Genomic DNA, 20,945 nt, shown 5'->3' on the forward strand with positions numbered 1-20,945 from the left:
CCAGCCAGGACGTGCCCGCACCCGGCGAACGACCCGCGCGACCCCGCCCCGGCCCGCTAGCAGACCTCTTCGAGGTCCCGCCAGTCCCGCGTGTCGGGGCTGTCGGCGACCCATCCGTCCAGCAGCCCCCGTACCAGGGAGGCCGGGGCCGCCAGGCCGCACTCCCTCTCGGGCACCCACAACTGCCCGTCCGTCACGTGCCCGAGCGGCCCGGGATGCCCCGGCTCGCTGTGGTCGTGCGGATCGGGATGCTCCCCGTCGCCCTCGTCGGACGGCATCCGCGACTCGGAACACATCCGGCACAACAGCCGTACGGACGACGACCAGTCCTCGGCGGCGAACCCGGCGTCGGCCGCGAGCCGCTCCAGCGCGTCCCGGTCCTCCTCGGTCTCCGCCTCGAGCAGCACGACCCAGGTCGGCACCGGCGACGGCGCCCACAGCTCGATCTCGTCGAAGACGGGATAGGCGTGCCCCGCCGCCGTCGTCCGCTCCCCGTGCGGCACCCCGTCGTGCAGCACGACCTCGCCCCAGCGCCGCCCGGAGGACGGCAGGGGGATGGAGAGGACCTCGATACGGGCGGGGTCGAGCCGCCGCCCCCACACCACCTCGGCCTCGCCCTCGGGCGACAGCCGCACGGCCGCGCTGCCGAGATCCATGCCCAACGGCTCCCCGGAGGCTGCGGCCCCCGCGCCGGCCTTGGGCCGGGAGGGACCCCCGGGCACCTTCAGCCCGTACGCCTGCCAGGCCCGCCGGGCCAGCGGCCAGTCCTGCAGCGCGGTCGCCGCGATGCCGACGTTCCACCAATCGGGGGCCCCGGTCTCCCGGTCGAGCAGTGCCACGGCCCGCAGACCGGCCGCCCGCGCCTGCTCCCAGTCGTGCCGGAACTTGTGCAGCAGCGCGAGGTTGAACCAGGACTCGGACAGCCAGGGCTCCAGGTCCGCCGCGCGCGTCAGCAGCGCCCCCGCGTCCTCGTACCGGCCGTCGCCGATCAGTGTGAACGCACGGTCGGTGGCCTGCCGCCATGAGGCGGAGGGCCGGTGCCGTCCCTTGCCGAAGATCCTCACGATTCCCGCCTGCCAGTTCGTTGAAGAGCGTGCAGCCTCGGGCTGGACTGTGCCCCCTGTGTCCTCTTCCTCGCATCCAACCACGGACGGTCGGACGGGCGCTCATTACCCATGGGTTACCCAGCCAGGGGCGAGGTAAGACCGTCTCTCGCCAGTACCCTGGCCAGCGACTCGACCACCTCGGGCTGGTAGTCGCGCGCGGTGCCCAGCCGCAGCTCCTCCAGTGCTTCGAGGGGGCCGCCGGGACCGGCTTCCCGGGTCTTCTCCTCGTATGCGTTGACGGCCCGTACGATCCTGGCGCCGACCGGCTGCTCGCGGTACGGGTCCGCCTGCCGTTCCACCGTCACGGCGACCTCGGCGGCCACCCCCGTCCGGCGCACCACGGCACCGCCGAGCAGGGCGATGCGCCGCTGGTCCTCGGGAGCCAGGCCGGCCGTGGCCCCGCCGGGCACCGGGTCGAGGAGGGAGAGCTGGCCGATGTCGTGCATCAGGGCCGCGTACTCCAGCACGGTCAGGTCCGGCCCGGAGAGCCCCAGCTCACGGCCGACGGCCCGGCTGAGCGCCGCCACGCGCCGGGCGTGCCCCGCCGGGGTGCAGCCCGCGATCTCGGTGGCCCGGGCGAGGGAGGCGATCGTCTGGCGGTAGGTGGTCCGCACGGCCGCGTACCGCCGGAAGGACAGCTGGGTGAGCAGCAGCGGCAGCGAGAGGACGGGCAACGCCCACAGACCGGCGACGGCGACCGCGAGCGCGATGACGGCTCCGGTCGCGCAGACCGCCGGCCCGATGCCGAGGGTGCCCCGCAGCTCGTCCCGCAACAGCGGTCCGAACGGCCAGCGGGTCCGCGCGTGCGCCAGGGCCGCGGCCAGCACGGCGTCCCACAGCGCGGTCAGGACGAGCAGCGCGACGACGAGGGCCGCGTACCCGGGGCCGCCCCCGGCCCACTCCCCCACCGTGTCCCCGTCGTAGAGCGGCTGGGCGCACACGGCGGCGAACCCGACGGTCAGGACGCGCCGGGCGAGGTGGTCGGCGGTGGGCCCGCGCCCCTTCGCCACGTGCGGCACACAGCCCAGCAGGGAGGCGGCCGTGACCACGGCGACGATCTGCGGGACGCCGTCATGGGCGGCGTGTCCGGCGTTCTCCCCGAGGAGCGCGTAGGCGAGGGCCCCGGCGGCGGCGAGCGGCGCCGGCTCCCGCTCCTCCGCGCCGCTCCACCGGGCGAGCTCCCCCACGGTGATGAGCGCCCCGAAGGCGAGGGCGGTCCCGCGCTCGTCGATGCCGTGCCAGAGGGTGGCGGTGAGGGCGAGGACGGCGAACAGCGCGGCGCCGCCCCGGGCGAGCGCGAGGGCGGGCGGGACGCGGGACCTGCTCACGGGCACCTCCGGCGGACCGCACCCGCGACGGCGGCGATGACACCGGCGGTGGCAAGCGCAGGGACAGGGACAGGGACAAGGACAGGAGCACGGGCGGTGACTGGGACGGGGGCACGGACGGAGGCAGGAGCAGGGGCACGGACGGGGGTGCTCATGGCCTCGACCTGCCGGCGGTCCTACGACCGGCTTCCGGCCCGGTGGCGACGGGGCCGTACGGGGCCGGCGGGCCCGGCGGGCGGGGCCCGCCGCACGGCGGTGTCTCGTCGGCCGTCACCACCGGATGCCACCCCTGCCGTACGAGCGCCCGCACGAACGCCTCCACCATCCGCGGGTCGAACTGCGCCCCGGCACAGCGCTCCAGCTCCTCCAGTGCCACCGCGACCGGCCGCGCCCGCCGGTACGACCGGGTGGACGTCATGGCGTCGAAGGCGTCCGCGACCGCCACCACCCGGGCGAACTCCGGAATCTGGCAGCCCTTCAGCCCGTACGGATAACCGCTGCCGTCGAGCCGTTCGTGGTGGTGCAGGATCGCCGACCTGGCCTCCTCCAGGAAGCCGATCCCGCGGACCATCTCGTGCCCGTACTCGGGATGCAGCTCGACGACCCGGCGTTCCTCGGGCGTCAGCGGCCCCTCCTTGCGCAGCAGCCGGGTGGGGACGCCGAGCTTGCCCACGTCGTGGAGGATGCCGGCGAACCTGAGTGCCTCGGCCCGTTCGTCGTCCATGCCCAGCTCGCGGGCAATCATCATCGACGCCCGGCCCACCCGTTCGCTGTGTCCGCGCGTGTAGCCGTCCTTGATGTCGACGGCCTGTACGAGGGCCCGGATGGTGGCCTGATGGGCGGCGCGCTCCCGGTGGTACTGGGCGAACACCCACCACGACACGTACATCGGCAGCAGGACCAGCAGCGCGGCGGCGGGCCCGTACGGGCTGCGCCAGAGCACCGCCATCATCAGCCCGGCGAGCCCGTGCACGGCGAGGGGCGCGAGCGAACGCAGGAAGAGCCCGCGCCAGGCGGCGCGCGGCGGCACCCGTTCGGCGAGCGCCAGGATGCCTCCGTCGAGCACGGTCAGGACCAGGCAGAACGCCACCACGGCAGCCCCGGCGGTCACCAGGGCGTAGGGGAAGTCGGAGGTGACGACCGCGTCCCGGCCGCCGAGTGTCCAGTGGACCCGGGAGGCGGTCCAGGTGCAGAGCGCGAGCTGCGCGGCCCGCCACACCCGGCGCAGCAGGCGCGGCCGCTGTCCGGCCCGGGCCAGCAGCGCCCCGGGCAGCGGCACGAGGGCCGCGGCGGGCGGTGGGAGCAGGAAGGCGGCGGCGAGCATCACCGGGGTGTGCCAGCCGAGGGAGGCCCCGCCCTCCGCGGGTGCGCCGGCGCCGTCGGGCTTCCGGTCGCCCGCGGGACGGCTGCCGGTGAGACGGCTGCCGGTGAGCAGTTCGCAGGCCGCGCAGAGCGCCGCGAGCAGCACCACCGCGGCCCGGGGGGCGTGCGTACCGGGGGACGGCACGGCGCAGGACACCGCGGCGAGCGCGGTGCAGACGACGTAGACCCGCGCCCACGGCGGAACCGACCGCATGGCGCTCCCCTCCCGGTGGCCCGGACCCGTCGGCCGACGATAGGACGGCGGGGCGCGGCCCGGGGCGGGCATGGACCGAATTCACCGGGCCGACGGGAGGAGATTCGCCCGATCGAGTGAGCCGTGCGCCGCACTCGTACGGACCTGTGTCAGGCGGGAGGAACGTCTCAGCGGGCCACGTCGGCCGCGAGGACCTGGTTCAGCTGCTCCACCGTGGCGGGTGACTCCCGTTGCAGCGCGGCGAGGTCGAGGCCGTCGTCGCCCATGACGGTCAGCAGCGCGCGGTCGCCGACGGCCAGCACGATGACGTGGCCCGAGCCGCATCTGGCCACCACCTCGCGCAGCGCGCCGACGCCGGCCTGGTCGGCCATCCGGCGGCCCACACCGAGGGTCGCGGCGGCGAGCGCGGCGACGGACTCGGCGTGCGAGGAGTCCGTGTCGGCGACGACGAGGAGGCCGTCCGCCGTGGACAGGACGCTCTCGGTGACCCCCATCACCCGGTCGCGCAGGGAGGTCAGGATCTCGGTGAGGGGGTTGGGCGGCGTCGTGTCGCTCATGGCGCTCCTTGCTGCGTGCGTGACGGGTCGTGGTGCGGGCGGAGCGGCATCAGTCGGACTCCGGCAGAGCGTTCAGCCCTCGACGGACGCGGCGCAACATGTCGGTCGAGGGCCGAGCGGCGGCCAGCTCCTCGGCCGACAGCACGGGAAGGGAGAACTGCGGCGCACCCGAGGGCGCACCCCGAACGGGCAGGGGCGGAGGGACGGCGGTGCCGTCCGCGGCGCCCGGGCCCTGACCGGTACCCGGGGCCTGACCGGTACCTGAGCCCTGACCGGTACCCGGGGCCTGACCGGTACCTGAGCCCGGACCGGTGTGCGGGTCCGGACCGGGATGCGAGCCGGAGCCGGTCTGCGGGCCCGGACCGGTCTGCGGGCTCGGACCTGCACTCGGCCTCGGGCCTGTACTCGGCCTCGGGTCGGTGTCCGGCTCGGGGACGGTGCCCCGGTCCGGGCCGCCGTGCCCACCCGGACCCGGAGCTCGGCCAGGGTCCCGGCCCGGCTCCTGGTCCCGCGCCCGGTGCCGGGCCGGGCCGCGGACCCCCGGAGCCGGTGTGCTTCGCCGAAGGCGCTGGGCCGCTCGACGTCTGCTGGAACTCACAAGCCCCCGTGCCCCCCGTTAGTCCGCGCAGGAAAAACGTCCCCGGCCGCCACGGGCGCCTGCCCGGACGGCGGACTCTGCCGCGCCCGGGCGTTGCCGGGCCACGACGCCCCGCCGGGCGTACGCCTCGGCAGCGGGGCGGCGGGCGCGTCCGGCGGCGCCGCCACGGCCGCCGGCGCCGCGGACGCGTCGTCCTGCCCGGGCAGCACCCGCGGTGCCGTGCTGGGCCGTCCCCCGGATGCCCCGGCCGCCTCCCACAGGACGAGTTCCTGGGCCTCCAGGCGGGTCAGGTCCAGCATGACCGCGTACAGTCCGCGGCCGAGCGTGAAGGCCACGTCCCGGGCGGTCCGCCGCCCGTTGACCGTGCTGAGCACGGACCGGTGCCGGTCCGTGAGTCCCCGGCGCAGTCCCGCGTCCGGAACCGGCACGGGCCGCACCCGGGCGAGTTCACCCGGCGCCTTCCACGGTCCGGCCAGCCGTGCGATGCGCCGTGTGGTCTCCTCGGTGAGACGCCGCGGCTCCACACCGGACCCGGCCAGCAGCGTGGGTTCCGGGTCGCCGAGCGTCCAGCCGCCGGGCGGCCCCATCGCCATGGCGAAGGCCCCGTCGAACACGGCTCCGGTGCACACGATCTCCAGTTCGGCGGCGCCGACCAGACCGGCGGCGACGAGGTACCCGCCCAGCCGGTCCGTGTCGGGCTCCGCCGCGCAGGCGGCCAGCCAGGTCCCGTCGTCGATGCGGCCCGGTGTGAGCAGCACCGAGGTGGCGGTCGGCGCACCCGGTGTCTCGACCGCGCCGATCAGACCGTTTCGCAGATGAATCGTTCCGCCTGGGGATCCGGACACCCGTACCGTGCCGCTGAACCCCTCGTCGTACAGGCTCTGCAGGAGCGCGGGCAGATTGCGCGCCTCATCGCGCGCATCGCCACGCGCAGCGTCACGCGCCTCACCGCGCGCAGCGTCACTCGCCTCGCCGCGCGCGGCTCCGCGCGCCTCGGCCGTCGTCACGCGAGCACCTCGGCGATCCGGTCGCGCAGACTGCGCGTGGCGAGCGCGAGATTGGCCCGCTCCCGGTCCATGCCAGCGGCCAGCAGCAGCGGATCGCCCGCCGGCCGCCCGACGGACAGCAGCACCTGATGGCGCCGCGTGCTGGTCATGATCACGCTCTCCAGCTCCCCCTCGGCGCCCGCCCGCCCCAGCCGCTCGGCGATGAGGGCCGCGAGTTCGGCGCACTCGGCGCCGTCCCCGGCCTCGTCGGCGTCACCGGCCACCCCGTAGGTGAGCCCGGTGACCGCGTCGACCAGGGCGACGCCGGTGATCCCGGGGGAGTCCAGGAGCCGGGCCAGGGAGGCATCAACGGCCGTCGTCATTTCCCCGTTCCCCCTTCACGTTTTGACACCTCGCACACTACTTTGAGATTCAACTTACGCAACAGGCAGCATATTTTGTATTTTGTGACGCACTGACCGCACGTGTTCGATCGTAGTTGTACGGCCAACGACCGGGCGGCGTCACCAAGGAATTGGGGCAGCATGAACATCGAGACCGCGCTCAAGGAAGCCATGTCCGTGGAGGGCGCCATCGGCGTCTCCCTCGTCGACTACGAGAGCGGCATGGCGCTCGGCACGCTCGGCGGCGCAGCGACGCTGGACCTGGAACTCGCGTCGGCCGGCAACACCGAGGTGATGCGCGCGAAGATGCGCACGCTGTCCTCGCTGGCCATGGACGACACCATCGAGGACATCCTGATCACGCTGGGCAAGCAGTACCACCTGATACGCCCGCTCGCCGCCAGCAGCGGAACGCTCTTCCTGTACCTCGCGCTCGACCGGGGCCGCAGCAACCTGGCGCTGGCCCGGCACAGCCTGAAGAGGATCGAGAGCACGCTCGAGATCTGACGTCGCCGGGACCCGCCGACGCGCCGGAGGCCGGACCGGGTGAACCGGTCCGGCCTCGGCGTGCCGTATCTCTGAAAATCTCCGAAAGTGCCGCATCCCAGGCACCTGAGGCACCCCAGGAGGCGCCGTGCCCCAGAAGGCGCGTGCCTCGGAGGACGCGGCGGGAGCCGTCAGCTCTCGGCGGCGGCGCCGCGGGCGTCCGCGGAGGTGACCTCGTGCTCGGGCACGGCCTGCCCCGAGCGGATCAGATCGATGCGCCCCATGACCTTCGCCCGCAGGTCGGCCGGCACGTCGTCCTGGCCGCAGCACCGCTTGACGAGCTTCTTCACGGCCTGCTCCAGGCCGTACTTCTCGAGGCACGGGGAGCACTCCTCGAAGTGCACCTCGAACTTGGTGCAGTCGGCATCGGGCATCTCGTGGTCGAGGAACTCGTAGAGATGATCGAGTACTTCACTGCAGTCCGTCTCGTGCGGCTCTCCGCAGCTCATGAGCCCGAGCCTTTCGTTCCGTCCGACTCTCCGGCGCCCGCCGGGACGAGGCCGCGGTCCTTGGCGTAGTCCTCGAGCATGCCGCGCAGCTGACGGCGGCCCCTGTGCAGCCGGGACATCACCGTACCGATGGGTGTCCCCATGATGTCCGCGATCTCCTTGTACGCAAAGCCCTCCACGTCCGCGAGATAGACCGCGATCCGGAATTCCTCGGGGATCGCCTGGAGGGCCGACTTGACGTCCGAGTCGGGCAGGTGGTCGAGCGCCTGCGACTCGGCGGAGCGCAGACCGGTCGACATGTGCGACTCGGCGCGTGCCAGCTGCCAGTCCTCGATCTCCTCGGCGGCGGACCGCTGGGGCTCGCGCTGCTTCTTGCGGTACGAGTTGATGAAGGTGTTCGTGAGGATCCTGTACAGCCACGCCTTGAGGTTGGTGCCCTCACGGAACTGGTGGAAGGACGCGTACGCCTTCGCGTACGTCTCCTGCACCAGGTCCTCGGCGTCGGCCGGGTTCCGCGTCATGCGCAGCGCGGCCGAGTACATCTGGTCGAGGAACTCCAGCGCGTCCCGCTCGAAGCGCGCGCTGCGCTCGGCGGTCGACTCGCTGCTGCCCGTGCCCTCGGGCTGCTCCGCCTGGCCGTTTTCGGTCCCTGCGTCGGTCCCTGTGACCGGACCCACCTCCTCCAGAGTCTGGGCAGGGCCGAAACCGGTCCCACCTGAATCGGAGAATAGACGACCGGCGGTCACGGCGGCTTGCCGATCCGGTCCGCCCGCCGCCCGGACAGGGACGGTCTTCGCCGCGTGCAGCACCGACCACTCCAGGTCAGCGCTGCTGCCACGGCTCGGGCAGATGGTCGAACCCATGCGGCGGACTTCCTCTCGTGCGACATCCCACACCACGTGTTCCGTGCTGTCTGATCCGCTCAACAGCGGTCCGGGGCGCAACATTCCCGGCCTCAGCCGAGTGACGAGACCCACTTCAGGACGCCGTCGGTGAGGACCGTCAAGGTCTGTTCCCGGCCGACCGGCGCCCGCTTCGGTACGGCGAACCCGTGATCGCCGTACGGCACCTCGACGAGTTCGTACGGGCCCTGCGCGCTCTCTTGCCGGAACTCCTCGGGGAACTCGTCGGGCCGTCCGAACGGGTCGTTGCCGCCCTGGACGACCAGTGTGGGCACCCCGGCCCCCAGCAGTTCGGCGGCCCGCGACCTCTCCGGCCTGCCCGGCGGGTGCAGCGGGAAGCTGAGCGCGAGGACGGCGTGGGCGCCCAGCCCGGCCGCCGTGCGGCAGGCGACCCGGGCTCCGGCGCTGCGGCCGCCGGCGACGACGGGGAGCCCGGGCGCGGCGAGCGCCGGCCACAGACCCCGCCACCCCACGTCCAGTGTCCTCGGCGCGGGCGCCAGCTTCTTGCCCGCCACCCGCCAGGGCTGCTCGACGAGGGCCACGGTCACCCCGTGCGCGGGCAGTTCGGCGGCGAGGGCCCGCAGGTCGCGTGCCTCGATCCCGCCGCCGGCGCCGTGGCCGACGGCGAGGACCAGGCGTGCCTTCCGCGCCGCGCGGTGCCAGGTGATCCGAGCGGTGCCCGCGTCCGTCTCGATCGTCTCGGCCGTCTTGGTCCCCTCGGCCGCCTCAGCCGCCTCAGCCGCCTCAGCCGTCCCGGCTGTCCCTGCCGTCCCGGTGGTCTTCGTCACATGCGTCATGTGCGTCACGTCGTGCGTCATCTCAGAAGAGTGTGCCCTCCTCGGGCCCCTCCAGCTCGTTCAGCAGTTCCGGGCTGTTGTTGCGGACGTTGCTCACCGCCGTGGAGACGGGGTACGCCCGCATCCGCCCCTCCGGCGGCGGCGCGAGCAGGCCGCGCAGGTCCTCGACGTCCGTACGGGCGGGATCCAGCCAGGCGTCCCAGCGGTCCGGGGTGAGCATCAGCGGCATACGGGGGTGGATGTCGGCGAGGGAGCGCGGGCCCTCCTTCGGCGCGACCGCGAGCGGGGAGGTCTCCGCCTCCGTGGTGATGACCGTGCAGGTGACCCACCAGGCCCGCGGGTGGTCGTCGGGCAGCGTCTTGTCCCGCCAGAACTCGTACAGCCCGGCCATCGCGAAGACGGAGCCGTCGGCCGGGAGCACGAAGTACGGCTGCTTGCGGGGCCGCTTCTTCCTGCCCTCGACCTCCAGCTCGCGCTCGGCGGTGCCGGTCACCCACTCGTAATAGCCGTCGGCCGGGATGACACAGCGCCGGGAGGTGAAGGCCCGCCGGTACGAGGGCTTCTCGTGGACGGTCTCGGCGCGGGCGTTGATCATCCGGGCGCCGCCCTCCGGCGTCTTCGACCAGGAGGGGATCAGGCCCCACTTCAGCCGGCGCAGTTGCCGAACCGGCTCCGGGTCTCCGGCGTCCTTGAGAGGACGGTCCAGGACCGCGTAGACCTCCTTGGTCGGCGCCACGTTGAAATCGGGGTCCAGAGCCTCTTCCGGATCCCATTTCTCGATCTCAAAGATTCCTGCGAGATCCTCGGGCCCACGACTCGATGCATACCGTCCGCACATACGTGCCAGACTGCCAGATTCCATATGCCCCAGGGAGCCCAAGCACAATGGAGAGCACCGCAGCGACCTCGCTGGCCACCGTCTGGGACGAGGTCTTCGGCAGTCAGCCCGACCCGGACACCTGGGTCGTCGTCGCCACGCTGGTGGCCGCGCTGGCCGTGATCGTCCCGCACCCGGTGTGGCGGCTCTCGCGCAACGCCATCACCATCGCCCACGAGGGCGGCCACGGTCTGGTCGCGCTGCTCACGGGCCGCAGCCTCGACGGCATCCGGCTGCACTCCGACACCAGCGGTCTCACCGTCAGCCGCGGCAAGCCGACCGGGCTCGGCATGATCCTCACGGCCGCGGCCGGCTACACGGCTCCCCCGCTGCTCGGTCTGGGCGGCGCCGCGCTGCTGGGCGCCGGCCACATCACAGCCCTGCTCTGGCTGGCCACGCTGCTGCTCGTGGCCATGCTGGTGATGATCCGCAACGCGTACGGCGCCCTCACGGTGCTGGTCAGCGGCGGCACGTTCGTGGCGGTGTCCTGGCTGACCGGCCCCCAGGTGCAGGCGGCCTTCGCGTACGCCGTCGTCTGGTTCCTCCTGCTCGGCGGGGTCCGCCCGGCCTTCGAACTGCAGGCCAAGCGCGGCCGGGGCGGCGCCGGTGACTCGGACGCCGACCAGCTCTTCCGCCTGACCCGCGCCCCGGCGGGCCTGTGGCTGTTCTTCTTCCACGTGGTCTCGCTGTGCGCGGTGCTGGGCGGCGCCAGGTGGTTGCTGAACCTGTAGGGCCCGAAGGGGCGCGGGGAACCGCGTGGCCGACCCCCACCCACCCGCACCCGGCCCCGGCCCCCGCACCCCGCACCCGACCGGGCGGCAGCCACCCCGTACCCGAGCCGGCGGCAGCCGCTTCCCGGCCAAACCCGGTGGAGCGAACCCCCACTAAAGTGAGGGCATGCCCGTTAACCCCGCCCACACCGCCCTCTGGCCCGCCCCGCACGCGACCGGAGCAGTCGACACGACGGTCCACGTGCCCGGGTCCAAGTCGGTCACCAACCGCGCGCTCGTCCTCGCCGCCCTCGCGGCCGAGCCCGGCTGGCTCCGCCGTCCCCTCCGGTCCCGCGACACCCTCCTGATGGCGGGTGCCCTGCGGACGATGGGCGTCGGCATCGAGGAGGGCGTGGGCCCGGACGGCTCGGGCGAGGCATGGCGGGTCATCCCCTCGGGCCTGCAGGGTCCGGCCACGGTCGACGTGGGCAACGCCGGCACGGTGATGCGCTTCCTGCCGCCGGTCGCCACCCTGGCCGACGGCCCCATCCGCTTCGACGGCGACCCCCGTTCGTACGAGCGCCCGCTGACCGGCGTGATCGACGGCCTGCGCGCCCTCGGCGCCCGGATCGACGACGACGGCCGCGGCGCGCTCCCGCTGACCGTGCAGGGCGGCGGGGCCCTGGACGGCGGTCCGGTCGAGATCGACGCGTCCTCGTCCTCGCAGTTCGTCTCGGCGCTGCTGCTGTCCGCCCCGCGCTTCAACCAGGGCGTGGAGGTACGGCACACCGGTTCGACGCTGCCGTCCATGCCGCACATCCGGATGACCGTGGACATGCTGCGCTCGGTCGGCGCCCAGGTGGACACCCCGGAGTCGGGCGGCGAGCCGAACGTCTGGCGCGTCGCCCCGGGCGCGCTGCTGGGCCGCGACCTGACGGTGGAGCCGGACCTGTCGAACGCGCAGCCGTTCCTGGCGGCCGCCCTGGTCACCGGCGGCACGGTCGTCGTCCCCGACTGGCCCGCCCGCACCACCCAGCCGGGTGACAGGCTGCGCGAGATCTTCACCGAGATGGGCGGTTCCTGCGAACTGACCGACCGGGGGCTGAGGTTCACCGGATCGGGTGCGATCCACGGCATCGACGCGGACCTGGGCGAGGTCGGCGAGCTGACCCCGGGCATCGCCGCGGTGGCGGCCCTCGCCGACTCCCCCTCGACCTTGCGCGGCGTGGCCCACCTGCGGCTGCACGAGACCGATCGGCTGGCCGCGCTGACCAAGGAGATCAACGAGCTCGGCGGTGACGTCACCGAGACGGCCGACGGCCTCCGCATCCGCCCGCGCCGGCTGCACGGCGGGATCTTCCACACCTACGACGACCACCGCATGGCGACGGCGGGCGCGATCATCGGCCTCGCGGTCGACGGCGTACAGATCGAGAACGTGGCGACGACGGCGAAGACCCTGCCGGACTTCCCCGATCTGTGGACCGGAATGCTCGGGAACTGACGGGCGGACCGGGATCATGCGCCGTTACGGCAAGCACACCGACGAGGACGACATCCGCGAGCGCCCGAACCGCAAGGGCAACCGGCCGCGGACCAACATCCGTCCCAAGCACGAGGACGCGGCGGCGGGCATGGTCCTCACCGTCGACCGCGGCCGGCTGACGTGCCTGGTCGAGGACCGCGTGGTCTTCGCCATGAAGGCCCGTGAACTGGGCCGCAAGGCGGCGGTGGTCGGCGACCGGGTCGCCATCGTCGGCGACCTGACCGGCAAGAAGGACACCCTCGCCCGGATCGTCCGCATCGAGCCGCGGACCTCGGTCCTGCGCCGCACGGCCGACGACGACGACCCGTACGAGCGGGTGGTCGTCGCCAACGCCGACCAGCTGGCCATCGTCACGGCCCTCGCCGACCCGGAGCCGCGCCCGCGCCTGATCGACCGCTGCCTGGTGGCGGCGTACGACAGCGGTCTCGACCCGCTCCTCGTCCTCACCAAGTCGGACCTCGCGTCCCCCGACGAACTCCTGGAGTCGTACGGGGCCCTGGGCGTCCCGTACGTCGTCACGAGCCGCGAGGAGCTGGAGAGCGGCAAGGCCGTGGACCGCGTGCGCGAGCAGTTGGACGGCAAGATCACGGCGTTCGTCGGGCATTCCGGTGTCGGCAAGACGACGCTGGTCAACGCGCTCGTGTCGCGCGAGCGGCGGCGGTCCACGGGCGTGGTCAACGCGGTCACGGGACGCGGCCGGCACACCACGACCTCGGCGCGCGCGATCCCGCTGCCGGACGACGAGGGCTGGGTCGTCGACACGCCGGGCGTGCGGTCCTTCGGACTGCACCATGTGGACCCCTCACGGGTCGTCAAGGCGTTCCCCGACCTGGAGCCCGGCACCGAGGGCTGTCCGCGCGCGTGCAGCCACGACGAGCCGGACTGCGCGCTGGACGCGTGGGTCGCCGAGGGGCACGCGGACCCGGCCCGCCTCTACTCGCTGCGCCGGCTGCTCTCGACCCGGGAGCGCCGCGAGGGCGACTGATCCCCGAGTGTCCCCGCGTGACCCCGCGTGACCTCTGTGTTGTTTGCGCCTTTGTCGCAACGGTAAAGGCATAATCGCACCGAGCCGGATCCGAGCAGGACGACCGGATTCGGACGGGACGAAGAGGTCACGCGCGGTCACGAGTAGTCACGAGCAGTCACGGAGCGTGGGAGGGCATCACATGGCGTGGCTGCTGGTCGTCGTGGCGGGTTTCCTGGAGACGGGCTTCGCCGTCTGCCTCAAGCTCTCCCACGGCTTCACGAGACTCTGGCCGACGGTCGCCTTCTGCGTCTTCGCGCTGGGCAGCTTCGGCCTGCTCACCCTGTCCCTGAAGAAGCTCGACGTGGGCCCCGCCTACGCGGTGTGGACGGGCATCGGCGCGGCGGGCACCGCCATCTACGGCATGGTCTTCCTCGACGACCTGGTGTCCACGCTGAAGATCGTCTCGATCTCGTTCGTGATCATGGGAGTCATCGGCCTGCAGCTGTCGGGCTCGGCGCACTGAGGCGCACCGGGACGCGCGGAGACGCACCGGGACGCACCGGAACGCACCCGGACGTCCCCCGCGAGGGCGTCAGACCACGGACCGCACGGTGGCCAGCGCGTCCCTGACCAGCCCCGCCGTGTCTCCCTCCCCCGCCGGGGCCAGCACGCACGAGACCCCCAGCCGCACCGCCAGTTCGCAGGCCCTGGCCAGCTCCGCCGCCTCGGACCTGGGCCCTCCGGAGGCGGCCAGTGAGGCGACGGCCCGGTCGCGCACCAGCGCCACGAAGTCACCGGGTGAGGGCAGCGGCCCGTCGGCCCGCCGCTGCGCCGGCACGGACGAGGACGACGGCACGGCGGACAGGGTCGGCGAGGGCAGCCGCTCCCCCCAGCACCCCGTGAGCATCGCCCGCACCAGCGCGTTCCCGCGTGCCGCGGACGTCGTCCACTCGGCGGCCGCGGCGAGCCGTTCCCGGGGCTCCGGGCGGCTCACCAGGGCCCGTTCCACCCCGGCGAGGTAGGCGTCGGCCTCCCGGCGGACGAGGGCCCGGGCGAGGCCCTCCTTGCTCCCGAACTCGTTGTAGAGGGTCTGCCGGGACACCCCGGCGACGGCGGCGACGTCGACCATCCGCACGGCGGCCCACGGGCGGCGTCCGAGCGCCGTGTAGGCGGCGTCCAGCAGGGATTCCCGCGCTGCAGGCATCGTCGCCTCCCTCGGGCAACCAACCGGTTCTGCGCATTCAGAGTTGACGCGCGCGAAGGCACTGTCAAGGGTTCGCACGGCCTACGGGGCGCGCGACGCCGGCGGCGCGTGCCGGGGAGGCGCGGGGGCGCTGCCGCTCGGGCCGGGCCGGGTCGGGCCGCGGACGGGACGTGGGTGAGCCGCGGACGGGCCGTGGACGGACGTGGACGGGCTACGTCGTGGACGGGTGCGGCGCCGTCCCGGCTGAGCGTGCGGTCCCCGCACTTCCGGGGCGGCGGGGCTCCACAGCCCCGACTCTGTGGCCGAACCCCACGGAGCGGTACCGTTCGCTCATGCCCGACTATCGCGATGACCTGCGCCTCGCCCACGTCCTGGCGGACGCCGCCGACGCCGCGACGATGGACCGGTTCAAGGCGCTCGACCTCAAGGTCGAGACCAAGCCGGACATGACCCCGGTGAGCGAGGCCGACAAGGCCGCCGAGGAGCTGATCCGCGGCCATCTCGGACGGGCCCGGCCGCGCGACGCGATCCTCGGCGAGGAGTACGGGGTCGAGGGCACGGGCCCCCGGCGCTGGGTGATCGACCCGATCGACGGCACCAAGAACTACGTACGCGGCGTCCCCGTCTGGGCCACCCTGATCGCGCTGATGGAGGCGGGCGAGGGCGGTTTCCAGCCGGTCGTCGGCGTGGTCTCCGCCCCCGCCCTGGCCCGCCGCTGGTGGGCGGCGAAGGGGCACGGCGCGTTCAGCGGCCGCAGCCTGTCGTCCGCGACCCGGCTGAAGGTCTCCGAGGTCTCCCGCATGCAGGACGCCTCGTTCGCGTACTCCTCGCTGGGCGGCTGGGAGGAGCGCAGCCTGCTGGACGGGTTCCTGGACCTGACCCGCGAGGTGTGGCGTACGCGCGCGTACGGTGACTTCTGGCCGTACATGATGGTCGCCGAGGGCTCGGTCGACATCTGCGCGGAGCCCGAGCTGTCGCTGTGGGACATGGCGGCGACCGCGATCGTGGTGACCGAGGCGGGCGGTTCCTTCACGGGCCTCGACGGCCGGCCGGGTCCGCACAGCGGCAACGCGGCGGCGTCGAACGGCATCCTGCACGACGAGTTGCTGGGGTACTTGAACCAGCGTTACTGAGGCACATGGAGTCGTCCGGGGCACGGGCGGCACGGCGCGCGCCCCGAACCGGCCGCGCGCGCCCTCTTGTTGACCCTCCCTTTAACTGCGACTCTGAGAGCTCCCCCACTTGTGAACTTGTGAATCCGTTAACGAACGGATTCGTAGGAGGTGGCTCCGTCCATGCTCGTCCGTGACGCCATGAGCACGGTGGTCCTCACCATCGGCCCCGCCCACACCCTCCGCAAGGCCGCCGCGCTGATGTCCGTGCGCCGCGTCGGCGCAGCCGTGGTCCTCGATCCCGACGGCATCGGCATCGGCATCCTCACCGAGCGCGACATCCTCAACTCCGTCGGCCTGGGCCAGAACCCGGACACCGAACGGGTACAGGCCCACACGACCACCGACGTGGTGTTCGCCGCCCCGACCTGGACCCTCGAGGAGGCCGCGCAGGCCATGGCGCACGGCGGCTTCCGTCACCTCATCGTTCTCGACCGCGGCGAGCCGGCCGGCATCGTCTCGGTCCGCGACATCATCCGCTGCTGGGCCCCGCTGCGGCAGCCCGCCCCGGCCTGAGAGCCGCCCCGGCCCGGGGGGCTCACGACCCGGGGGGACCACGACCCGAGGAGACCACGACCCCTCGCCCGGCGGGGGAAAGGCGAATGGGCCGCCTCCCCGGTACGGGGGAGACGGCCCACTCCTACGGCAAGCGTTCCAGTGCCGGCGTCAGCCGCGCAGTTCCTGGACCGCGGCTTCCAGCCGCTTGCCGAAGTCCGCGTCGGCCCGACGGAAGTTGCCGATCGCGCGCTCGGCGATGTCGTCGCGCGAGACCTTGGCGATGAAGCCCGCCAGATTGCCGACCAACCGCTCCTTCTCGTCCTCGGACATCAGCCGGTAGAGGTTCCCGGCCTGCACGAAGTCGTCGTCCTCGGCGTGGACCGCCGCCTCGCTGTTGCCGGTGACCCCGGCGACGGAGGTGGACTGCCACAGCGGACGGTCCGTCTGGAACGGGCCGCCGAAGCTGTTCGGCTCGTAGTTCTTCGCACCCTTGTGGCGGCCGTCGTACAGGAAGCCGTCACGGGAGTGCGTACGCGCCTCGGTGGCGTGCGGACGGTTCACCGGCAGGTGGTCGGCGTTGATGCCGACGCGGTAGCGGTGGGCGTCACCGTACGCGAAGAGGCGGCCCTGCAGCATCTTGTCGGGCGAGGGGCCGATGCCCGGCACGAAGTGCGCGGGGCTGAAGATGCTCTGCTCGACCTCGGCGAAGACGTTCTCCGGGTTGCGGTTGAGCTCCAGCTTGCCGATCTCGATCGGCGGGTAGTCCGCGTGCGGCCACACCTTGGTGAGGTCGAACGGGTTGAAGCGGTAGGTCGCCGCCTCGGCCGCCAGCATGATCTGCACCTGCACGGTCCAGGACGGGAAGTCGCCGCGCTCGATCGACTCGCGCAGGTCGCGCTGGTGCGAGTCGGGGTCGAGACCGGAGACGTTCACGGCCTCCTCGGTCGTCAGGTTCTTGATGCCCTGGTCGGTCTTGAAGTGGTACTTGACCCAGAAGACCTCGCCGGCCTCGTTGTTCCACTGGTAGGTGTGCGAGCCGAAGCCATCCATGTGGCGGTACGAGGCGGGGATGCCGCGGTCACCGAAGAGCCAGGTCACCTGGTGGGTGGACTCGGGCGACAGCCCCCAGAAGTCCCACACGTTGTCGGCTTCCTGCGAGCCCGTGTACGGGTCGCGCTTCTGCGTGTGGATGAAGTCGGGGAACTTGATGGCGTCCTTGATGAAGAACACCGGGGTGTTGTTGCCGACGAGGTCGTAGTTGCCGTCCTCGGTGTAGAACTTCAGCGCCCAGCCGCGCGGGTCACGCACCGCGTCGGCCGAACCGAGGTTGCCCGCCACCGTGGAGAAGCGCAGGAAGGTCTCGGTCTGCTTGCCGACCTCGGAGAGGAACCTGGCACGCGTCCACTGCGAGACGTCACGGGTCAGCGTGAACGTGCCGTAGGCACCGGCGCCGCGGGCGTGCACGACACGCTCCGGGATGCGCTCACGGTTGAAGTGGGCGAGCTTCTCGAGCAGGAGCTGGTCCTGGACGAGGACCGGGCCGCCGACGCCCGCGGTCTCGCTGTTCTGGTTGTCGGCCACCGGCGCGCCGGCCTCCGTCGTAAGCGGTCCCTGCGTCACGTACGCCTCCTGCGTCATTCCTTGCTGATTCTGGCCGGCTGGTCCTGACCAGTGGCCGAAGCCGAACTCGATCCTACGCTAGACAATGTCTAAGTCAAGCAGAGCTCCAAAGTCACACTTGTTCGGAAACTGGTCCTGTGCTGTTAAACTGGCCCGCATGAGCGACCTGCTGGAACGACTGCGCGGACGCGGCTGGCGCATGACCGCACAACGGCGCGTCGTGGCGGAGGTGCTGAACGGCGAGCACGTCCACCTGACGGCCGACGAGGTGCACGCACGTGCCGTCGTCCGGCTTCCGGAGATCTCCCGGGCCACCGTCTACAACACCCTGGGCGAGCTGGTCTCGCTCGGTGAGGTGCTGGAGGTCGCCACGGACAAGCGCGCGAAGCGGTACGACCCGAACGCCCACCGGCCGCACCACCACCTGATCTGCGCCCGGTGCGGCACGATCAAGGACGTGCACCCGGGCGGCAACCCGCTGGCGGACCTCCCCGACTCCGAGCGCTTCGGTTTCTCGGTCTCGGGCGTGGAGGTCACGTACCGCGGCGTCTGCCCGAACTGCGCGGCGGCCTGAGAGCTCCCGCCCGCCGGCTCACCCCACCCCACCGGAAAACGCTGAAGGCCCGGAACCGATGAATCGGTTCCGGGCCTTCAGTCTTCATCAGTAGCGGGGACAGGATTTGAACCTGCGACCTCTGGGTTATGAGCCCAGCGAGCTACCGAGCTGCTCCACCCCGCGGCGATGACTGAACAGTACGTCGCCCGCCCCGACCAGCGCAAATCACTTGTCCGTTTCAGCCCGTCCGGCGTTTTCAGCCCGTCCGGCGTTTTCAGCCCGTCCGGCGTTTGAGGACGAACGCGGAGCGCGACAGGGGGTCCGGGGGCGCAGCCCCCGGGGCCGATGGGGGTGTCCCCCGCCCGGCAGGGCTCACGCCGACAGCTCCTGCCGCAGCGCGTCCCGCAGCCGGGCGGCCCGCTCGGCCACCTCCTGCGGCCCCAGCGACACGGCCCGGTCGGCCCAGCGCTGCCCCTCCGCGAGCTCCCCACGACGCGCGTAGACAAGCGCCAGTCGCAACGCCGCCCGGCCGTGCCCCGCATCGGCCGCCCGGGTCCACCACAGGGCGGCCTCCGGCTCGCTCCCCTCCCGCGCCAGCAGCAGCCCCAGATTGAACGCCCCGTTGCGCGACCCCGCCTCCGCGGCCTCGCGGTACCAGCGGGCCGCCTCCACGACGTCCCCGCGGGCGGACGCCAGCATTCCCACCCGCACCTGCGCCCGCCGGTGCCCCTGGGACGCGGCCCGCTCGTACCACTCCTCGCACTCGCTCTTCTCGGTGGCCGGTTCCCCCAGTTCATGCGCGGGCGTGGGCGGGCGCCTCGCGTCGAGCACGGTGGCCAGCCGGTACGCCCCCTCCGCGCTGCCACCCCCGGCGGCACACCGCAGGTGCCGCTCGGCGGCGGGCTCGTCGCCGTCCCGGAGCCGCGCGATCCCGACCTGCAGCGCCGCCTCGGTGTGCCCGGCGGCAGCGGCTCGCTCGTACCAGCGCAGCGCCGTCGCGTCCGCCCCGCGCCCCGCGTGCAGGATGCCGAGGTTGAAGGCGGCGTCCACGCTGCCGGCATCCGCGGCCTTGGAGAACCACGGCTCGGCCCCGGCCGCGTCGCCGACCTGGAGCAGCAGGACGGCCAGCGCGTTCGCCGCCTCGCGGTGTCCCGCGTAGGCCGCACGCCGGTACCACTGCTCGGCCTGGGCGGTCCGCGCCTGCTCGGCGCAGAGCAGCCCGAGGTTGTACGCGCCGTTCACGTCGCCCGCGTCCATCGCGGCCCGGTACCACCGCTCGGCGGTCTGCGTCTCGCCCCGTTCGGCGTGCAGCGCGCCCAGCGCGTTGGCGGCGTTCCCGTCACCGTCCTGGGCGGCCCGCAGCCACCACACGGCCGCGCTCTCGGTGTCACCGGCGTCGCGCAGCAGGAAGCCGAGGGCGCAGGCGGCCCGCGCCTCGCCTTCCTTGGCGGAGGTAAGGTACCAGCGCCCCGCCTCCTTCAGCTCGCCGCGCTTCTCCAGGATCGCCCCCAGGTGCAGGGCGGCCCGGCGGTGACCACGCGCCGCCGCCTGCCGGTACCACTGCTCGGCGGCCTCGCCCGCGACCTCCGCGTCACCCTGACCGGCGCCCGGGTCGGCGCCCGGACCGGTGCCGGCCCCGGCGGCCTGCGCGGCCGTACGGTCGAGGCTCCGCGCGAGCCGGTAGGCCGCCTCGCGGTGCCCCCGCTCGGCGGCCGCGCGCATCCAGTCCCGGGCCCGGGCGTCACCGCGGTGCTCCAGGAGATCGGCGAGCGCGTACGCGCCCAGGGCGTGGCCCTGCTCGGCGGACTGCCGCAGCCAGTACTCGGCGGCGGGCTCGTCACCACGCTCACGGTGGTGGCGGCCCAGCGCGTGTGCGGCGGCCGCGGATCCGGCGACGGCGGCGATCCGCCACCAGCCGGCGGCCTCCTCCGCGTAGCCGCGCTGGTGCAGGAGGACACCGAGGTTGTTGGCGGCGGCCCGGTCACCGGCGGCGGTGGCAGCGCGCAGCTGCGGCTCGGCTCCGTCGAGATCACCGCGCCGGAGCAGCATCGCCCCGAGGACGCTCATCGCCTCGGCGTCGCCCTTCTGCGCGGCGAGCCGTTGACGAGCCTCCTCGGCCGCCTCGCCGGTTTCGTCCCGGTCGGAAGGCTGCACAAAACGCCCTGTATCCAACAGAGTTGCCTTGTCCCCCATAACGTCCATCGTCGCACCACCTGCAACCTGGGTACACCTGGTATACCGCAGCCAGTGAGGTCACTACAGCGTTTTGTCGACATGCCCACAGAGAGACAAGTGAAACACAATTGGCGCAACTCCCTGTGTCCGGCGCGGCCTTCACGGCGGCAGCACTGGTGAACGAGGAGCACACGCGCACGGGCCGCTGACGCCCATGGCGACCGCCCCGGGGACGGTCCACACACGCAGAAGGACCCGGATCCTTGGAGGATCCGGGTCCTTCAACTTCAGTAGCGGGGACAGGATTTGAACCTGCGACCTCTGGGTTATGAGCCCAGCGAGCTACCGAGCTGCTCCACCCCGCGCCGTTG

General features: G+C 72.9%; 21 protein-coding genes and 2 tRNA genes. 8 read left to right on the plus strand and 15 right to left on the minus strand.

The features are described from left to right. Positions 1 to 56: 56 nt before the first annotated feature. The 6 genes from QFZ75_RS13265 to QFZ75_RS13290 form a co-directional block, all read right to left on the minus strand. Positions 57 to 1,064, minus strand: a complete 1,008-nt coding sequence (locus tag QFZ75_RS13265) for a hypothetical protein (RefSeq protein WP_307536738.1) — start codon at positions 1,062 to 1,064, stop codon at positions 57 to 59. A 116-nt stretch (positions 1,065 to 1,180) separates the two neighbouring features. Then, a complete protein-coding gene (locus QFZ75_RS13270) occupies positions 1,181 to 2,440 on the minus strand; it encodes an HD-GYP domain-containing protein (RefSeq protein ID WP_373465860.1) in 1,260 nt (419 codons plus the stop codon). Between the two features lie 145 nt (positions 2,441 to 2,585). Beyond that, positions 2,586 to 4,010 (minus strand): HD-GYP domain-containing protein, encoded by a 1,425-nt coding sequence (locus QFZ75_RS13275; protein WP_307536742.1) that lies wholly within the window; start codon positions 4,008 to 4,010, stop codon positions 2,586 to 2,588. 167 nt (positions 4,011 to 4,177) lie between these two features. Next, entirely contained in the window at positions 4,178 to 4,567 is a 390-nt protein-coding gene (locus QFZ75_RS13280) for a roadblock/LC7 domain-containing protein (protein ID WP_307536743.1), read from the minus strand. Between the two features lie 594 nt (positions 4,568 to 5,161). After that, positions 5,162 to 6,172, minus strand: a complete 1,011-nt coding sequence (locus tag QFZ75_RS13285) for a hypothetical protein (RefSeq protein WP_307536744.1) — start codon at positions 6,170 to 6,172, stop codon at positions 5,162 to 5,164. After that, positions 6,169 to 6,534, minus strand: a complete 366-nt coding sequence (locus QFZ75_RS13290; protein ID WP_307536746.1) for a hypothetical protein — start codon at positions 6,532 to 6,534, stop codon at positions 6,169 to 6,171. The genes QFZ75_RS13285 and QFZ75_RS13290 overlap by 4 nt, the downstream gene beginning before the upstream one ends. A 162-nt stretch (positions 6,535 to 6,696) precedes the next feature. On the opposite strand from QFZ75_RS13290, the gene QFZ75_RS13295 reads away from it, so the two are divergent. Further along, entirely contained in the window at positions 6,697 to 7,062 is a 366-nt protein-coding gene (locus tag QFZ75_RS13295) for a hypothetical protein (protein ID WP_307536749.1), read from the plus strand. Positions 7,063 to 7,232: 170 nt separating this feature from the next. Here the strand turns inward: QFZ75_RS13295 and rsrA are convergent, their stop codons facing one another. The 4 genes from rsrA to QFZ75_RS13315 form a co-directional block, all read right to left on the minus strand. Next, entirely contained in the window at positions 7,233 to 7,550 is a 318-nt protein-coding gene (gene rsrA, locus QFZ75_RS13300) for a mycothiol system anti-sigma-R factor (protein ID WP_307536751.1), read from the minus strand. After that, positions 7,547 to 8,227: an RNA polymerase sigma factor SigR gene (gene sigR / locus QFZ75_RS13305; protein ID WP_307544442.1), complete on the minus strand. Its 681-nt coding sequence runs from the start codon at positions 8,225 to 8,227 to the stop codon at positions 7,547 to 7,549. The genes rsrA and sigR overlap by 4 nt, the downstream gene beginning before the upstream one ends. Before the next feature lie 278 nt (positions 8,228 to 8,505). After that, entirely contained in the window at positions 8,506 to 9,270 is a 765-nt protein-coding gene (locus QFZ75_RS13310) for an alpha/beta family hydrolase (protein ID WP_307536753.1), read from the minus strand. A gap of 1 nt (position 9,271) precedes the next feature. Next, positions 9,272 to 10,087: an SOS response-associated peptidase gene (locus QFZ75_RS13315; RefSeq protein ID WP_307536755.1), complete on the minus strand. Its 816-nt coding sequence runs from the start codon at positions 10,085 to 10,087 to the stop codon at positions 9,272 to 9,274. Between the two features lie 47 nt (positions 10,088 to 10,134). Between QFZ75_RS13315 and QFZ75_RS13320 the strand changes: the two genes are divergently transcribed. The 4 genes from QFZ75_RS13320 to QFZ75_RS13335 all read left to right on the plus strand — a co-directional run bounded on the left by QFZ75_RS13320 (position 10,135) and on the right by QFZ75_RS13335 (position 13,872). After that, positions 10,135 to 10,857 (plus strand): M50 family metallopeptidase, encoded by a 723-nt coding sequence (locus tag QFZ75_RS13320; protein WP_307536757.1) that lies wholly within the window; start codon positions 10,135 to 10,137, stop codon positions 10,855 to 10,857. 166 nt (positions 10,858 to 11,023) lie between these two features. Then, on the plus strand, positions 11,024 to 12,340 hold the full coding sequence (gene aroA / locus QFZ75_RS13325) for a 3-phosphoshikimate 1-carboxyvinyltransferase (RefSeq protein ID WP_307536758.1): 1,317 nt from the start codon (positions 11,024 to 11,026) through the stop codon (positions 12,338 to 12,340). 16 nt (positions 12,341 to 12,356) lie between these two features. Beyond that, positions 12,357 to 13,367 carry a ribosome small subunit-dependent GTPase A gene (gene rsgA, locus QFZ75_RS13330; protein WP_307536762.1) on the plus strand — a complete coding sequence of 337 codons (1,011 nt, stop codon included), beginning with the start codon at positions 12,357 to 12,359 and terminating at the stop codon, positions 13,365 to 13,367. Positions 13,368 to 13,548: 181 nt separating this feature from the next. Beyond that, entirely contained in the window at positions 13,549 to 13,872 is a 324-nt protein-coding gene (locus QFZ75_RS13335) for a multidrug efflux SMR transporter (protein ID WP_307536763.1), read from the plus strand. A 69-nt stretch (positions 13,873 to 13,941) separates the two neighbouring features. Here the strand turns inward: QFZ75_RS13335 and QFZ75_RS13340 are convergent, their stop codons facing one another. Then, positions 13,942 to 14,553: a TetR/AcrR family transcriptional regulator gene (locus QFZ75_RS13340; RefSeq protein WP_307536765.1), complete on the minus strand. Its 612-nt coding sequence runs from the start codon at positions 14,551 to 14,553 to the stop codon at positions 13,942 to 13,944. A 332-nt stretch (positions 14,554 to 14,885) separates the two neighbouring features. Here QFZ75_RS13340 and hisN point away from each other — a divergent pair, with 332 nt between their 5' ends. Continuing rightward, complete coding sequence (gene hisN / locus QFZ75_RS13345) at positions 14,886 to 15,686, plus strand: histidinol-phosphatase (RefSeq protein ID WP_307536767.1); 801 nt, start codon at positions 14,886 to 14,888, stop codon at positions 15,684 to 15,686. Positions 15,687 to 15,848: 162 nt separating this feature from the next. Continuing rightward, positions 15,849 to 16,241 (plus strand): cyclic nucleotide-binding/CBS domain-containing protein, encoded by a 393-nt coding sequence (locus QFZ75_RS13350; protein WP_307536769.1) that lies wholly within the window; start codon positions 15,849 to 15,851, stop codon positions 16,239 to 16,241. 150 nt (positions 16,242 to 16,391) lie between these two features. Here the strand turns inward: QFZ75_RS13350 and QFZ75_RS13355 are convergent, their stop codons facing one another. Beyond that, complete coding sequence (locus QFZ75_RS13355; protein WP_307536772.1) at positions 16,392 to 17,861, minus strand: catalase; 1,470 nt, start codon at positions 17,859 to 17,861, stop codon at positions 16,392 to 16,394. Between the two features lie 139 nt (positions 17,862 to 18,000). Here QFZ75_RS13355 and QFZ75_RS13360 point away from each other — a divergent pair, with 139 nt between their 5' ends. Next, entirely contained in the window at positions 18,001 to 18,417 is a 417-nt protein-coding gene (locus QFZ75_RS13360) for a Fur family transcriptional regulator (protein WP_307536773.1), read from the plus strand. Positions 18,418 to 18,508: 91 nt separating this feature from the next. Here QFZ75_RS13360 and QFZ75_RS13365 read toward each other — a convergent pair. The 3 genes from QFZ75_RS13365 to QFZ75_RS13375 all read right to left on the minus strand — a co-directional run bounded on the left by QFZ75_RS13365 (position 18,509) and on the right by QFZ75_RS13375 (position 20,939). Further along, a tRNA-Met gene (locus tag QFZ75_RS13365) sits at positions 18,509 to 18,582 on the minus strand. A gap of 189 nt (positions 18,583 to 18,771) precedes the next feature. Then, entirely contained in the window at positions 18,772 to 20,601 is a 1,830-nt protein-coding gene (locus tag QFZ75_RS13370; RefSeq protein WP_307536775.1) for a sel1 repeat family protein, read from the minus strand. Positions 20,602 to 20,865: 264 nt separating this feature from the next. After that, a tRNA-Met gene (locus QFZ75_RS13375) sits at positions 20,866 to 20,939 on the minus strand. Between the last annotated feature and the right edge of the window lie 6 nt (positions 20,940 to 20,945).

Origin of the sequence: Streptomyces sp. V3I8, assembly GCF_030817535.1 — a bacterium.
In the GTDB taxonomy this organism is placed as follows: Bacteria; Actinomycetota; Actinomycetes; order Streptomycetales; family Streptomycetaceae; genus Streptomyces.

What these genes read in the sequence shown, in the direction of transcription:
- QFZ75_RS13275 (WP_307536742.1), bottom strand. Translation starts at nt 4,010, where the DNA reads ATGCGGTCGGTTCCGCCGTGGGCGCGGGTCTACGTCGTCTGCACCGCG.
- aroA (WP_307536758.1), top strand. Translation starts at nt 11,024, where the DNA reads ATGCCCGTTAACCCCGCCCACACCGCCCTCTGGCCCGCCCCGCACGCG.
- QFZ75_RS13290 (WP_307536746.1), bottom strand. Translation starts at nt 6,534, where the DNA reads ATGACGACGGCCGTTGATGCCTCCCTGGCCCGGCTCCTGGACTCCCCC.
- QFZ75_RS13295 (WP_307536749.1), top strand. Translation starts at nt 6,697, where the DNA reads ATGAACATCGAGACCGCGCTCAAGGAAGCCATGTCCGTGGAGGGCGCC.
- QFZ75_RS13360 (WP_307536773.1), top strand. Translation starts at nt 18,001, where the DNA reads ATGAGCGACCTGCTGGAACGACTGCGCGGACGCGGCTGGCGCATGACC.
- hisN (WP_307536767.1), top strand. Translation starts at nt 14,886, where the DNA reads ATGCCCGACTATCGCGATGACCTGCGCCTCGCCCACGTCCTGGCGGAC.
- QFZ75_RS13280 (WP_307536743.1), bottom strand. Translation starts at nt 4,567, where the DNA reads ATGAGCGACACGACGCCGCCCAACCCCCTCACCGAGATCCTGACCTCC.
- QFZ75_RS13340 (WP_307536765.1), bottom strand. Translation starts at nt 14,553, where the DNA reads ATGCCTGCAGCGCGGGAATCCCTGCTGGACGCCGCCTACACGGCGCTC.
- QFZ75_RS13335 (WP_307536763.1), top strand. Translation starts at nt 13,549, where the DNA reads ATGGCGTGGCTGCTGGTCGTCGTGGCGGGTTTCCTGGAGACGGGCTTC.
- rsgA (WP_307536762.1), top strand. Translation starts at nt 12,357, where the DNA reads ATGCGCCGTTACGGCAAGCACACCGACGAGGACGACATCCGCGAGCGC.
- QFZ75_RS13320 (WP_307536757.1), top strand. Translation starts at nt 10,135, where the DNA reads ATGGAGAGCACCGCAGCGACCTCGCTGGCCACCGTCTGGGACGAGGTC.
- QFZ75_RS13370 (WP_307536775.1), bottom strand. Translation starts at nt 20,601, where the DNA reads ATGGACGTTATGGGGGACAAGGCAACTCTGTTGGATACAGGGCGTTTT.
- QFZ75_RS13310 (WP_307536753.1), bottom strand. Translation starts at nt 9,270, where the DNA reads ATGACGCACGACGTGACGCACATGACGCATGTGACGAAGACCACCGGG.
- QFZ75_RS13355 (WP_307536772.1), bottom strand. Translation starts at nt 17,861, where the DNA reads ATGACGCAGGAGGCGTACGTGACGCAGGGACCGCTTACGACGGAGGCC.
- QFZ75_RS13350 (WP_307536769.1), top strand. Translation starts at nt 15,849, where the DNA reads ATGCTCGTCCGTGACGCCATGAGCACGGTGGTCCTCACCATCGGCCCC.
- QFZ75_RS13315 (WP_307536755.1), bottom strand. Translation starts at nt 10,087, where the DNA reads ATGTGCGGACGGTATGCATCGAGTCGTGGGCCCGAGGATCTCGCAGGA.
- rsrA (WP_307536751.1), bottom strand. Translation starts at nt 7,550, where the DNA reads ATGAGCTGCGGAGAGCCGCACGAGACGGACTGCAGTGAAGTACTCGAT.